Source organism: Paraburkholderia terricola (genome assembly GCF_900142195.1).
In the GTDB taxonomy this organism is placed as follows: Bacteria; Pseudomonadota; Gammaproteobacteria; order Burkholderiales; family Burkholderiaceae; genus Paraburkholderia; species Paraburkholderia terricola.
Genome location: NZ_FRAB01000011.1, coordinates 37,503 through 48,904, shown reverse-complemented (window position 1 = coordinate 48,904; position 11,402 = coordinate 37,503). Strand labels below are relative to the sequence as shown.

Sequence of the window (11,402 nt, the reverse complement as noted above, 5' to 3'; positions counted from 1 at the left end):
AATTACGGGGAGGTCATCATGCTTGAACATAACAATATTCCATTGATTTCACTGGTGGTGCCGTTCTACAACGAAGGCGAGGCAGTCGGCCATTTCTTTAGCGAGATCGTTCCGGTGCTCGAAGGCATCGAATCGACGCGCTTCGAAATCGTCTGCATCAACGACGGCAGCAACGACGGCACGCTCGACAAACTCATCGCCGCCAGCGTGCGCGACCCGCGCATACGCGTGATCGACCTCACGCGCAACTTCGGCAAGGAGGCCGCGCTGACGGCCGGCATCGACGAAGCGTGGGGCGACGCGGTGATTCCCATCGACGCGGATTTGCAGGACCCGCCGAGCCTGATTCCGGTGATGATCGAACACTGGCGCGCAGGCGCGGAAGTGGTGGCCGCCAAGCGGGCCAACCGCGCATGCGACACCTTCGCGAAGCGCACCGCCGCCTCGATCTACTATCGCGTTCACAATGCGCTTTCCGAAGTGAAGCTGCCGGAAAACGTCGGCGATTTCCGTCTGATGGACCGCCAGGTGGTCAACGCGCTGCGCAATTTGCCGGAGCGGCGGCGCTTCATGAAGGGGCTCTTCGCATGGGTCGGCTATCGCACCGTGATCGTCGAGTATCAACGCGAACCGCGCAGCGCGGGCCGTTCGAAATTCTCCGGATGGCGCTTGTGGAATTTCGCGCTCGAAGGCATCACGAGTTTCAGCACCGTGCCGCTGCGCAGTTGGACCTATATCGGTCTCGCGATCGCGACCGTGGCTTTCGTGTACGGCGGGTTCATCATCGGCCGCACGCTGTGGCTCGGCAATCCCGTGCCGGGTTATGCGTCATTGCTTTCCGTGATGCTGTTCATGGGCGGCATCGAGTTGATCGGCATCGGCGTGGTCGGCGAATACATTGGCCGCATCTACTACGAGACGAAGGGGCGGCCGGTCTATCTCGTGCGCCGCCGCTATCAGGAGAACAGCAAGATCAGCACGCTGCCGGTCGGGCGCAACGGTTCGCGCGCGTCGAACATGGTACGGATCGACGCGGCACGCAAGCGCGTGCGCTTCGCGAGCCGCTGAACGGAGGCGCGAATCATGTCCCCCGACGCTTATCTTCAGATGGCCGAGACCGAGTCCGAACATTGGTGGTTTCGCGGCCGGCGCGACGTGTTGCGTTCGGTGTTGCGCCGCCTCGCGTTGCCGCCGCGTGCGCGCGTGCTCGAAGTGGGTTCGGGCACCGGCGGCAACCTCGACATGCTGGCCGGATTCGGCAGCGTGAGCGGAATGGAAATGGACGAAACGGCGCGCAGGCTGACCGCGCAAAGCACCGGCGCGCGTTTCGATATCCGCGCCGGGCGATGCCCCGACGATCTGCCGTTCCACGGCGAGCGCTTCGATCTGATCTGCTTTTTCGATTGCCTCGAACACATCGCCGACGACGTCGCTTCGCTCGAACGCATGCGGGACGTGCTGGCCGTGGGCGGAAAGGTCGTGGTGACGGTGCCGGCCTATCAATGGCTGTGGAGCGCGCACGACGTGCATCTCCATCACCATCGGCGCTACAGCCGGGCGACGCTGGCGGCGTGCGCCGCAAAAGCGGGGTATCGCATCGAGCGCATCACGTACTTCAACACGCTGCTGCTTCCGCTCGCGATTGCCGTGCGTTTTGTCGATCGCCTGTTCAGGCGCGGCGAGTCGAGCGGCGACTCGGTGCCGTCCAGTGCGGTGAACGCGCTGCTTTACCGGATCTTCCGCGCCGAGCGTCACTGGGTTTCACGCGGCGCATTGCCGTGCGGCGTGTCGCTGCTCGCCGTGCTGAGCGCGAAGTGACGCACAGGGTGAAGCACCCATGACGAAGCGCACGGAGTTGATACGGCTGATGCGCTTCGGCGTATGCGGACTCTCGGCGACAGGCCTGCATATCGCGATTGCCGTGGTGTTGATCTCGCGCGCCGGTGTCTCGCCGACGCTCGCCAACACGGTCGCGTTCGCCTGCGCGACCTGTTGGTCGTATCTGGTGAATACGCTGTGGAGCTTTTCGTCGTCGCTTCGCGTGCGCAACGTTTGGCGATTCATCGCCGTGTCGCTCGGCGGTGCCGCTTTGACCGGCCTTGTATCGACGCTCGCGCAAGTTGCGGGAGCGGGGCCGTGGATCGGGATTGCTCTCGTGGTTTGCGCGGTCACGCCGCTTTCCTTTCTCACGCACCGTCGCTGGACGTATCGCTAGCGCGCGGCGGCGCGCGCTTATCTCGTTGGTCTTCAGCGCCGGCTTCGCGCGGCGGGCATGCGGGATGCTCGCCTGCCAGCCAGGTGGAGGCGAGGCGCGGCCCCGGAACGATCGTATCCGTCATGATGCGGGCGAGCAGTGCGCGGGGGTGCCAGGCGGCTCGCCCTTTCCATCGCTAGACAGTGAGCCGCGCCATGACTTCGAGACCGCTGCAATTCGCGCACAAGCCAGGAGGCACACGCAATTTGCGGGGCGTCGCCCTAACGGCGCTCAAACGCTTTTCATCCGACCGCTGCACGACACTCGCCGCGAGCATCGGCTTCTATTCGGCTTTCTCGCTCGCGCCGACGCTGCTGATCGTGCTGACGGTGGCCGGCTGGTTTTTCGGCGAGTCGGCCGCAAGCGGCAGGCTGTTCGCACAAGTGCGCGACGTCATGGGCAAGGACGCGGCAATGGCGATGCAAACCATTGTCGAACATGCTCACCGCGCGAGCGGCGGCGGTCTCGCCGCGCTCGTGTCGACGGGGCTGCTGATCGTCGGCGCGTCGGCCACCTTCAGTTCGCTGAACACCGCATTGGATGTCGTTTTCTCAGCGCGACAGCGCTCGGGCATGGCGGGGCTCGCGCTGCTCGTGCGGGCGCGGCTCATCTCAGTGGGCCTGGTGCTCGGCGTCGGCTTCCTGCTGGTCGTCTCGCTCGTGCTCGATGCGGCGATCGCTTATGTCGGACATCGGATACTCGGTGACTCGCCGCTGGCCGTCGCGGCGCAGATCGCGCAGACCGTGTTCGGCTTGCTCGTGCTATGGGCCGCCTTCGCCGCGCTATTGCGCTGGCTTCCGGATACGCGCGTGCGGTGGACTCAGGCATTGAGCGGCGCGGCGGTGTCGGCGGTTCTCTTCACCGTGGGACGGCGGCTTTTCGGCATCTATCTGGCTTATGCGGGCACGGCGAACTCATTCGGCGCGGCGGGCTCGCTTGCGGTCTTGATGATGTGGCTTTACTTTTCGGCGGCCGTATTCCTGCTCGGCGCGGAGATAGCCGCCGCGATGGGCGAGCGCCGCGACCCTCGCGACGATCGACGGAATGCGAAAAAACCTCCCGGCAAGGTAACGGGCAGCGCTCACGAGTGACGGCCGGGTGCGCCGTCGCTCGCGCTGCATGGCGTCGGGCGGGAAACCCGGCATCGGCTAAACGTTGCTTGCATGACAGGCGATAGATCACGGCGTAACACGAATGAAACCCGCGATGCTCTGGCTACCATTGATCCTCTTAAGACCGACGCAGATAACGGTGGGTCTGATCTACGTCGCCGTCAAGATCGACATCATGCGGCGGATGGAGGACGGCGCGCGCAAGCGCTTCATGGAAAAGCACGCGATCAAATGCGCGCGCGCCGCGGACGGCTCCTTGCATATCGTCGATCATCATCATTGGGCGCGAGCCTGGCATGACTGCGGCATCGAGAAGGTTCCCGTCGAGATCGTGGCGCACTTGCCCACGGATTGCTCAAACGGCATCCGGGCCGCGCTCGCTGAAAGAAGCTGGCTGCATCCCTATGACGAATTCGGGCGGCGTCGCGACGCCAGCGAGCTTCCCGTCACGGTAGGACTGATGCGCGACGATCCGTATCAAAGTCTTGCGGCGTTGACGAGACGCGCCGGCGCCTATCGCAAAGCTCACGCGACGTGCAGCAGCTTCATCTGGACGGACTTCATCCGCGGCGCCGTGCAACTGGAGGGAAGCGACACCGTTGCTTTCACGAGCGCGCTTCTGGCCTCGATAAAAGCCGCGCGCAGCGATGCGGCGCGAGCGCTGCCGGGGTTCATCGGCAATCGCGATCAGTAGGGCTTCGTTGCGCGCTACCGCTTAACCCGCGCCTAACCCGCGCTCAACCGTTCTCATCGACCCATTCGATCGCCCAGCGCCGCGCGTATTCCATCGCATCGCGTTCCGAAGGAAACTGCCCCAGGTCGCCTGACCATTTCTGCTCGACCAGTTGCGTGCCGTCGGCGGAGCGGCGCAACAGTTTCGCGCGTGCGAAGTAGCGGCCGCCTTCGCTCAACGGCGTGGCGTCGATATGAAAATCCTTGTAGTCGAATTCCATCGCTTCCCCGCCGTGCTGTTGCGATACGTGTTGGCGCAGCAAACGTTGCGCCCGTCACGGCTCTTCACCGCTGACGCGTATCTTTTTCCACCGACTCGCGGCATCCGCGCTTCGCTCGGGGCATCGCACCGCCCGCGTCGCTGGCACACGCCATGCGCGTTTGCCGGCATGGGTGGCCTTCAGCAAGGAATCGGAATGCGAGTCGCACAGGTTTCTCCGTTGTACGAGCGCGTGCCGCCGCTGGCCTATGGCGGAACCGAGCGCGTGGTCGGCTGGCTGACCGACGGCCTCGTCGAACGCGGCCACGACGTGACGCTGTTCGCCAGCGGCGATTCGTCCACCGCTGCGCGCCTCGTGCCCGGCAGCGCGTGCGCCGTGCGGTTGATCGAGAACAGCGCCGACGCGCAGGCGTTTCACTTCGCGATGCTGGAAGAGGTGGTGCGGCGCTCCGCCGAGTTCGACATCGTGCATTTCCACACCGATTACCTCGGCTTCCCGTTCGCGCGCCGGCTGGTTTGCCCGAGCGTGACGACCTTGCACTGGCGCATGGACGTGCCCGGCCTGGCCGACCTGTACCGCCAATTCGCCGACATACCGCTGGTCTCCATCTCGAACGCGCAGCGCGCGCCGGTGCCGTGGGCGAACTGGCGCGCGACCATCGGTCATGGCTTGCCCGAGCGGCTGTATCGCTTTCGCGCCGAAGCGGGCGGCCATGTCGCATTCCTCGGCCGTATCGCGCCGGCCAAGCGGCCCGACCTGGCGATCGAGATTGCCGCGCGCGCCGGTGTGCCGATCGAGATCGCCGCGAAAATCGACAACGGCGACCGCGACTACTACGAGGAGCGCATCGCGCGTCTGTTCGACATGCCGCACGTGCGCTTTCGCGGCGAGCTCGACGACGCGGGCAAGAGCGACTTGCTCGGCGGCGCGCGCGCGTTGCTGTTCCCGATCGATTGGCCCGAGCCGTTCGGTCTTGTGATGATCGAGGCGCTGGCATGCGGCACGCCGGTGATCGCGTTCGGCAACGGCTCGGTGACGGAAATCATCGAGGACGGCGTGACCGGCTTCATCGTCGATTCGGTCGAAGAAGCCGCCGCGGCGGTGAAGCGTGTCGGCACGTTGAGCCGCGTGCGTTGCCGCGAGGAATTCGAGCGGCGCTTCACGGTTCAGCGAATGGTCGACGCATACCTCGGCGTCTATGAAGAACTCCGCAACGCGCGCAGAGCCGGCGAGTCCCGGGGTACGCGCGAGGCGGACATGCCCGCGCCGATGCAAGCCGCTGCTGCGCCTAAGTGAGTCGAATGAGTGAGTCGAATGAGTGACTCCAATGAGTGAGTCGAACGAGTGAACCGAATGAGTCAATCGAAGGAGGAAAGAGGATGCGATTTTTCGCCGTTGCGACCGACTACGACAACACGCTCGCTTCCAACGGCCGCGTCGGCGACGCGGCCTGGGCCGCGCTCGACCGGCTGCGGGCCTCGGGGCGGCAAGCCATTCTCGTCAGCGGACGGGAACTGGATGATCTTCTGACTATCTGTCCGCGGCTCGACGTGTTCTCGCGCGTCGTCGCGGAAAACGGCGGCGTACTGTACGACCCGTCGAGCGGCGAACGCCGCCTGCTCGCGCCCGCGCCGCCTCCGCGCTTCGCGGAAGAATTGTGCAAGCGCGGCCTGCGCGATTTCAGCGTCAGCGAAACGCTGGTTGCGATGATGCGGCCCAACGAACAAACCGCGCTCGCGGCCATTCGCGATCTCGGCCTCGAATTGCAGATCGTTTTCAACGGCGACGCGGTGATGATCGTTGCGCCCGGCGTCTCGAAGGCGAGCGGACTGCAAGCGGCGTTGAACGATCTCGCGCTGTCGCCGTTCAACGTGGTCGCGATCGGCGACGCCGAGAACGACCATGCACTACTCGCTGCGTGCGGTTTTCCGGTGGCCGTGGCGAACGCATTGCCGGCCTTGAAAGAACACGCGGTATGGGTCACGCGCCAGGCGGCCGGCGCGGGTGTCGCCGAGTTGGTCGACGCGCTCGTCGCCGACGATCTGCGCAGCCATGCGAGCCCCGCGATGCGCAATCAGGTGACGCTCGGCCAGCGCCGTGACACGCCCGACGAAGCGCCGCTCGGCTTCCCGGCGCACGGCACGATGGCGTTGCTGGTGGGCGAGTCGGGCTGCGGCAAGTCCACCGCGACCGCCGGCTTGCTCGAACGGTTGACCGCCGCCGGCTGCCAGTTGTGCATCGTCGATCCCGAGGGCGACTACGGCGGCGACGACAGCATCATCGCCGTGGGCGACGCGCACACCGCGCCGCCGCTCGACGAGGTATTGCAACTCTTGCGGCGGCCCAGCGTGCCGGTTGTCGCGGCCAATTTGCTGCGGGTGCCGCTGGATGAGCGGCCAGGCTTTTGCGCGGCCTTGCTGCTGCACATCCAGCAATTGCGTCTGCAAACGGGCCGCCCGCATTGGCTCGTGTTCGAGGAAGCGCATCATCTGTTTCCCGCGGACTGGGCGGGCGTCGCGCAGACGATTCCCGAGGCGCTCGAAACCGCGCTCGCGATCACGGTGTCGCCCGATCAGGTGTCGCCCGCGTTCCTGCGCCAGGTGAACACGGTGCTCGCGATGGGGCGCGACGCCCGCGCCGCATTGGCGCAATTCGCGGCGGCGGTCGGCCGTCCCGCGCCGACGTCCACGGCGTTGCCGTCCAAACCCGGCGAAGCGTTGTTGTGGCGCGTCGACGACGAGGCGCAGCCGCCTTGCGTCGTTTTGCTCGAGCCGGGCAACGAGCATCGCCGCAGACATCGCCGCAAGTATGCCGAGGGGATGCTGATTCCCGAGCGCAGCTTTTACTTTCGCGGCCCGCAAGGCGCGCTGAATCTGCGTGCGCACAATCTGATTCTGTTCCTCGAGATCGCCGAGGGTGTCGACCCGGCGACGTGGCAATTCCATCTGGAGCGCGGCGATTATTCCCGCTGGTTCGAGAACGAAATCGGCGATGCCGAATTGGCGCAGGAGGCGCGGCAGATCGAACGGGATCGTCACCTCAGCCCGGCGGAGAGCCTCGACTTGATTCGAGCCGCCGTGCAGGCGCGCTATACGCAGCCGGAAAATCCGTCGCTGCCGGCCATACTGTCCAGTTCGACGCAAACGGGACAGGCGGCGGGCGAATAGACAAACGCGCCGATAGATTTCAGCGTTCAGCGGCAAGCACATCGCCATGCGGGGAATGGATTTTGCAGCGCCTCGGCAATCTCATTGCCGGAGCCCGCCGATGACCAGTGAATCGAAGAAACCGCTCGAACAACGGCGCCGCCTCGGCGGATGGCTGCCCGATAAGGAAGCCGAACTCGTCGCGTTCAGGAAGGAACTCGCGCGGCGGGCGCGGCAACGCGCGGCCAGCGCGCCGCGCGCCCACGTGGTCGATGAACTGCGTGCGTTGATCGAAGGCGACACGGTGCTGCGAATGAATCTGAGCCGGGCGATCGACCAGGCGCAGTCGGCCGGCTACGAACTCGGCTATTCGACGATCGGCGAGCTGATCGACATCATCGACTACGTGACGACGTATGCGCCGCCCTTCAGCGAGTCGAGCCTGATTCACTGTCCGCTCAACGCGCTGCTCGACTGGCCGATGTGCATGCCCTCGGGGTATGCCGTGTTTCGCGACCCGGCGTTCAACGCGCGACTCAAGCGCGTTCTCAATGTGTGGTGCGGTTTCCTGAGCGGGCCGCATTCGAGAATGCATCTGAACGGCTCGCCGGATGGATGGTTCTGCGAGGAGGCGCAACAGCGGCTGGGCATCTCGCAGTTCCTGTGCGATCCGCACGAACCGCATTGGGGCTTCGCCTCATGGAACAGCTTTTTTACCCGCCAGTTCAAGCCCGGCGCGCGCCCGCTCGCCGAAGCGGCGGATAGCAAGATCATCGTGAGCGCCTGCGAGGCATCGCCGTATGAAGTGCGGCACGGCATCAGGTTCGAGGACAGTTTCTGGCTGAAGTCGCAGCCGTACTCGGTCAGGGAAATTCTCGAACGCAGCCCGCGCGAACTCGCCGAACGCTTCGTCGGCGGCTCGATCTATCAGGCTTTCCTCAGCGCATTCAACTATCACCGTTGGCATGCGCCCGTTGCCGGAACGATTCGTGAAGCGTACCAGGTGGATGGGACCTACTATTCGGACGCCGAGTCGGAAGGCGAGGACCCCGGCGGGCTGAACGATTCGCAGGGCTACACCACGGCGGTCGCCGCGCGCGCCGTGATCGTGATCGACTGCGACGATCCGGCGATCGGGCAGGTGGGCTGCGTTTTCGTCGGCATGGCCGAGGTGTCGTCGTGCATGATCGACGTGTTCCCAGGCCAGCACGTGAGCAAGGGCGAGGAACTGGGCTTCTTCCAGTATGGCGGCTCGACCTACTGCCTGATATTCGAACCGGACGTGATCCGCGGCTTCGTCGTGCAACCGCCTTTCGACGACGCGCAGCCGATCCGGGTCAACGCGCATCTCGCGACAGCGCGATAGCGCGATAGCACCGCGGCAGCGCTGCGAAAGCGCGCGGCCGGAGAGGCGCGCTCAATCGATTTCGGCCGCCGTCTGCGCGATGCTGCGCACGGCGCTCACCGCCGACTCCAGCCGTTGCAGGCTCGCGCGCAGCGGCGCGACGCTGCCGTCGCCGTGCTTCTCGCTGTGAGCGAGCGCCTCGCGCAGCAGAACCACGCGTTCCTGCAAGCGGCGTATCGACGCCCACAGCGCGTCTTCCGTGCCGTCTTTCTGCGCATGAGCCAGCGAGAGTTCGGAGAAGGCGTGGCCCGTATGGCACCTGAAGCGCAGCGGCTCGCCATCGTCGAGCCGCCACAGAATGCCGCCGCATTCCGGACAGGTGAGCGCGCTGCGTTTGCCGATCGCATCGAGATCGGCGGGCTCGGAGCGCAGGCCCAGCGCGATGCGGCTTTCCAGCGCGGCTTTGTCGGTCGAGTGTTCCATCGTCGGGTTCTCGGGAGCGGGGGCCTTCACCGCGGCAACGATCGCATCGCCGAGCTTGTCGATCGGCGCGATGACGTCGACGCGGGTGGCCCGCAATGCGCTGCGCGGCATCGACGGGGCGACGCAGTCAGCCGGGTCCTGAACCATCGCGACGCCGCCGGCGGCCGTGATCGCGCGCAAGCCGGCTGCGCCGTCATCCAGATCGCCGGTGAGCACGACGCCGATCGCGCGCGAGCGATATTCGACGGCGGCCGAGCGGAACAGCGGGTCGATCGCCGGCCGGGCGAAGTTTTCCTTGGGGCCGTGCGAGAGCCGCACGCGGGTCTGATGAATCAGCATATGACGGTCGGGCGGCGCGACGTAGACCGTCGACGGCAGCACCGCCTCGCCATCGCGCGTATCGGCGACGCGCAACACGGTCTCCCTCTGCAACAGTTGAGGCAGCACGCTGTCCCAACTGCCGATGTGCATCACGATCAGCATGGCCGCGTCCATGTCGGGCGGCAAGGATCCCACCAGCGTTTTCAGCGCCGCGAGACCTCCAACGGAGGCTCCGACGACGACGACTCTTTTTGCAGTCATGTCGGCCTTATGTTCGTCATCTTTGAACCGATGACTCGCAATTTTCGATCCGCCAGGTATGAACGCCGTCGGCAAGCCCTGGCAGCGCCTGAAAGCGGGAGACGCAGCCCGCCGCGGCACGCGCCGGCCATGCGCGCAGACGACTGCGGCTTGCCGGCACTTTGCAAACCTTACCCGGTTGCGGTGAGGAGGCTGGTGGAGCGGCTCCTGGCCGATCGACGGGCCGCTTTCGGGCCATCTCGGCTTCGCGGCACAAGCGTTGCTCCACGGCGGATGAAGCGACCGCAATGTGGAGATGCGCATGGCACACCGGGACCCGTCCCGCACGCAAGACGGCGCGCCGCCCATCGACGCCGCGAACGGACCCTCCGTGAGTAGGCCCGCGACGCACGACAGCCCGCGCGCGAACGAAGACCCGCCTGTCGGGCCGGCCGTCCCCGGCGAAGCGGGTGGAACGATGCATCTGACGCATCGGGGCGTCGACATGACGGTGAGCGCGCGGCAGAACCCGCAAGGCGCATGGGTGGACGTGATCGTCGCGTCGCAAGCGGGCAAGCCGTTCGCGTTGCCCGACGCGCAGCCCATCACGCCTGAATGGCTGACGCGCGAGGAAGCGTTGCGCGCGGGTGTCGAACGCGGCTGCTTCCTGATAGACCGATGCCTGCGCGACAGCGGCCCGGACCGCGACGTGCTCGATTGGGAGGCCAGGCAATGACTCTTCTCGCCAGCATCATGCGCCGCGCGCTCGTGTCGGGCAGCGCGGCGGGCAGTGCCGCGGCCGTCGCCGCCGCGGCGCGCGCGCCCGCGGAAGGCAGCACGCCCTTCGCGCCGATCAACGCGGTAACGCACAGCTTGTGGCCGCGGCGGGCCTTCAGCGAGACCGGGCCGAGCGCGCGTTTCACGCTGACCGGCCTCGCGATTCACCAGGCCGCGGCGGTGTTCTGGGGCCTGCTGTTCGAAGCCCTGCTGGCCCGCCGGCAAAACACGCACGGCGCGCGTCCGGGCGCCGCGGCGATCGCGGCGGCGGCCGGCACCACGGCGGCAGTGGCTTACGTGGTCGACTATCACGCGGTGCCGAAGCGGCTCACGCCCGGTTTCGAGGCGCACCTGTCAGGGCGTTCGATGTTTCTGATCTACGCCGCGCTTGCGGCCGGTTTCGCGGCGGCCGCGCTTCGCCGCAAAGAATAAACAGCGTCCACGGCAAAGCGGAACGCCGACCCTTCCCGCGCCGGCGCATCTTGCGATGCTTGCGGGTTCGCATCAAGGAGACCGTCATGGAGTTCAAGTACAAGTCCTGCACGATTCACGCGACCGCGAGCCTCGACGGCGACGCGATCGTCGCCAATGCGCGAATCTATATGCCGTCAGCGGACGATTGCCCGGCCGGCGATACCCATGAGATGGAGTTCCACCGCGATTTCCTCGATGAACACGAGGCGATCGAATTCGCGCACGAGCGCGCCGTCGCGTGGCTCGACGAACATTGGGACGCGGAGCTGGACCGTCCGGTTGGCGCCTAGCGAGGCG

13 protein-coding genes are annotated in these 11,402 nt (G+C 66.0%); 11 read left to right on the top strand and 2 right to left on the bottom strand.

The features are described 5' to 3' along the window. Nucleotides 1-18 precede the first annotated feature (18 nt). The 5 genes from BUE39_RS11930 to BUE39_RS11910 all read left to right on the top strand — a co-directional run bounded on the left by BUE39_RS11930 (nucleotide 19) and on the right by BUE39_RS11910 (nucleotide 4,060). Entirely contained in the window at nucleotides 19-1,068 is a 1,050-nt protein-coding gene (locus tag BUE39_RS11930; protein ID WP_073428871.1) for a glycosyltransferase, read from the top strand. A 15-nt stretch (nucleotides 1,069-1,083) separates the two neighbouring features. Then, nucleotides 1,084-1,818: a class I SAM-dependent methyltransferase gene (locus BUE39_RS11925; protein WP_073428870.1), complete on the top strand. Its 735-nt coding sequence runs from the start codon at nucleotides 1,084-1,086 to the stop codon at nucleotides 1,816-1,818. Nucleotides 1,819-1,837: 19 nt separating this feature from the next. After that, nucleotides 1,838-2,215, top strand: coding sequence for a GtrA family protein (locus BUE39_RS11920; RefSeq protein WP_073428869.1), 378 nt, complete (start codon nucleotides 1,838-1,840; stop codon nucleotides 2,213-2,215). A gap of 194 nt (nucleotides 2,216-2,409) precedes the next feature. Further along, nucleotides 2,410-3,345 carry a YihY/virulence factor BrkB family protein gene (locus BUE39_RS11915; RefSeq protein WP_084561397.1) on the top strand — a complete coding sequence of 312 codons (936 nt, stop codon included), beginning with the start codon at nucleotides 2,410-2,412 and terminating at the stop codon, nucleotides 3,343-3,345. A 103-nt stretch (nucleotides 3,346-3,448) separates the two neighbouring features. Then, complete coding sequence (locus BUE39_RS11910) at nucleotides 3,449-4,060, top strand: ParB/Srx family N-terminal domain-containing protein (protein WP_073428868.1); 612 nt, start codon at nucleotides 3,449-3,451, stop codon at nucleotides 4,058-4,060. A 43-nt stretch (nucleotides 4,061-4,103) separates the two neighbouring features. Here the strand turns inward: BUE39_RS11910 and BUE39_RS11905 are convergent, their stop codons facing one another. Then, complete coding sequence (locus tag BUE39_RS11905) at nucleotides 4,104-4,319, bottom strand: HlyU family transcriptional regulator (RefSeq protein ID WP_073428867.1); 216 nt, start codon at nucleotides 4,317-4,319, stop codon at nucleotides 4,104-4,106. Between the two features lie 195 nt (nucleotides 4,320-4,514). On the opposite strand from BUE39_RS11905, the gene BUE39_RS11900 reads away from it, so the two are divergent. The 3 genes from BUE39_RS11900 to BUE39_RS11890 all read left to right on the top strand — a co-directional run bounded on the left by BUE39_RS11900 (nucleotide 4,515) and on the right by BUE39_RS11890 (nucleotide 8,831). After that, nucleotides 4,515-5,615, top strand: a complete 1,101-nt coding sequence (locus BUE39_RS11900) for a glycosyltransferase family 4 protein (protein WP_073428866.1) — start codon at nucleotides 4,515-4,517, stop codon at nucleotides 5,613-5,615. Between the two features lie 83 nt (nucleotides 5,616-5,698). Next, a complete protein-coding gene (locus tag BUE39_RS11895; RefSeq protein WP_073428865.1) occupies nucleotides 5,699-7,486 on the top strand; it encodes an HAD hydrolase family protein in 1,788 nt (595 codons plus the stop codon). Between the two features lie 100 nt (nucleotides 7,487-7,586). Then, nucleotides 7,587-8,831 (top strand): phosphatidylserine decarboxylase family protein, encoded by a 1,245-nt coding sequence (locus BUE39_RS11890; protein ID WP_073428864.1) that lies wholly within the window; start codon nucleotides 7,587-7,589, stop codon nucleotides 8,829-8,831. 51 nt (nucleotides 8,832-8,882) lie between these two features. On the opposite strand, the gene BUE39_RS11885 is transcribed toward BUE39_RS11890, so the two are convergent. After that, nucleotides 8,883-9,875: a chemotaxis protein CheB gene (locus BUE39_RS11885; RefSeq protein ID WP_073428863.1), complete on the bottom strand. Its 993-nt coding sequence runs from the start codon at nucleotides 9,873-9,875 to the stop codon at nucleotides 8,883-8,885. Between the two features lie 301 nt (nucleotides 9,876-10,176). Here BUE39_RS11885 and BUE39_RS35410 point away from each other — a divergent pair, with 301 nt between their 5' ends. From BUE39_RS35410 to BUE39_RS11870, 3 genes are all read left to right on the top strand, one after another. Next, the gene (locus tag BUE39_RS35410; RefSeq protein WP_235004864.1) at nucleotides 10,177-10,590 is read left to right on the top strand and encodes a DUF6566 family protein; all 414 of its coding nucleotides are present in this window, start codon (nucleotides 10,177-10,179) and stop codon (nucleotides 10,588-10,590) included. Next, complete coding sequence (locus BUE39_RS11875) at nucleotides 10,587-11,063, top strand: hypothetical protein (RefSeq protein ID WP_073428862.1); 477 nt, start codon at nucleotides 10,587-10,589, stop codon at nucleotides 11,061-11,063. The genes BUE39_RS35410 and BUE39_RS11875 overlap by 4 nt, the downstream gene beginning before the upstream one ends. A gap of 86 nt (nucleotides 11,064-11,149) precedes the next feature. After that, the gene (locus tag BUE39_RS11870) at nucleotides 11,150-11,395 is read left to right on the top strand and encodes a hypothetical protein (RefSeq protein ID WP_073428861.1); all 246 of its coding nucleotides are present in this window, start codon (nucleotides 11,150-11,152) and stop codon (nucleotides 11,393-11,395) included. Nucleotides 11,396-11,402 lie beyond the last annotated feature (7 nt).

Excerpts from the sequence above, each read along its gene's own strand:
- BUE39_RS11920 (WP_073428869.1), top strand. The coding sequence starts at position 1,838 with ATGACGAAGCGCACGGAGTTGATACGGCTGATGCGCTTCGGCGTATGC.
- BUE39_RS11870 (WP_073428861.1), top strand. The coding sequence starts at position 11,150 with ATGGAGTTCAAGTACAAGTCCTGCACGATTCACGCGACCGCGAGCCTC.
- BUE39_RS11930 (WP_073428871.1), top strand. The coding sequence starts at position 19 with ATGCTTGAACATAACAATATTCCATTGATTTCACTGGTGGTGCCGTTC.
- BUE39_RS11925 (WP_073428870.1), top strand. The coding sequence starts at position 1,084 with ATGTCCCCCGACGCTTATCTTCAGATGGCCGAGACCGAGTCCGAACAT.
- BUE39_RS11875 (WP_073428862.1), top strand. The coding sequence starts at position 10,587 with ATGACTCTTCTCGCCAGCATCATGCGCCGCGCGCTCGTGTCGGGCAGC.
- BUE39_RS11895 (WP_073428865.1), top strand. The coding sequence starts at position 5,699 with ATGCGATTTTTCGCCGTTGCGACCGACTACGACAACACGCTCGCTTCC.
- BUE39_RS35410 (WP_235004864.1), top strand. The coding sequence starts at position 10,177 with ATGGCACACCGGGACCCGTCCCGCACGCAAGACGGCGCGCCGCCCATC.
- BUE39_RS11900 (WP_073428866.1), top strand. The coding sequence starts at position 4,515 with ATGCGAGTCGCACAGGTTTCTCCGTTGTACGAGCGCGTGCCGCCGCTG.
- BUE39_RS11915 (WP_084561397.1), top strand. The coding sequence starts at position 2,410 with ATGACTTCGAGACCGCTGCAATTCGCGCACAAGCCAGGAGGCACACGC.
- BUE39_RS11890 (WP_073428864.1), top strand. The coding sequence starts at position 7,587 with ATGACCAGTGAATCGAAGAAACCGCTCGAACAACGGCGCCGCCTCGGC.
- BUE39_RS11910 (WP_073428868.1), top strand. The coding sequence starts at position 3,449 with ATGAAACCCGCGATGCTCTGGCTACCATTGATCCTCTTAAGACCGACG.
- BUE39_RS11885 (WP_073428863.1), bottom strand. The coding sequence starts at position 9,875 with ATGACTGCAAAAAGAGTCGTCGTCGTCGGAGCCTCCGTTGGAGGTCTC.
- BUE39_RS11905 (WP_073428867.1), bottom strand. The coding sequence starts at position 4,319 with ATGGAATTCGACTACAAGGATTTTCATATCGACGCCACGCCGTTGAGC.